Consider the following 706-nt stretch of genomic DNA (forward strand, 5'->3'; position numbering starts at 1 on the left):
CGGCCGGGGTCGAGCGGCACGGCGCAGACCTCGGCGAGCGCGGGCCGCTTGAGGGCCCATACGGCGTCGCGGTCGATGAGCGCGTCCTCGCGCAGGACGGCGTGGCGCAGCCCGGCGGCGGCTTCGAGGAGCGGCGCGGTACGGGCGCGGGCCGCCGCGTCGAGGTAGGCGTACTCGGGGACGTCCTCGACGCGCAGGTGCACCGGGTCGGGGAAGCGGCGCGAGGAGGGGCGGTACGGGGACGGGTCGGTGGGCTCGCCGGGGACGGCCGCGTGCAGCGGGTTGACCTGGACGAAGCCGAGGTCGTGGGTGCGGGCGGCCCAGCCGGCGAGGGCCGCGAGGTCGGCGAGGTCGCCCATGCCCCAGGAGCGCGCGGACAGGAGGGAGTAGAGCTGGACGAGCAGCCCGGTGGCGCGGGCCGTGGGGGCGGGGGCGTGGTCGGGGGCGATGACGAGGTGGACCTGCGCGGCGCGGCCGTCCGGGGTGAGCACCTGGAGACCGTGCACGCCGAGCGGGAGCGCGGGGACGGCCTCGCCGGGCCCGGCCGTCCACTCCGTGACCCCGCCGTCCTCGGTACGGGCCGAGCAGCGGGTGCCGGCGGGGAGGCCGGCGAGGGCCTCCGGCGGGGCGACCGGGCCCTCGGCCTCGTCCGGCGGACTCCATACGACGACGGTCGGCGGCAGCACCCGGCGTGCGCGTTCGGCCT

The 706-nt window shown here is 79.2% G+C and carries 1 protein-coding gene; it reads right to left on the minus strand.

Annotated features, from left to right (window positions below; all coding sequences use genetic code 11):
* A partial coding sequence (locus tag G3I42_RS04235; RefSeq protein ID WP_203606344.1) for a 4-alpha-glucanotransferase occupies positions 1-706 on the minus strand: 706 nt, incomplete at both ends.

The sequence above is a fragment of the Streptomyces sp. SID11385 genome (genome assembly GCF_010548245.1).
Taxonomy (GTDB): domain Bacteria; phylum Actinomycetota; class Actinomycetes; order Streptomycetales; family Streptomycetaceae; genus Streptomyces.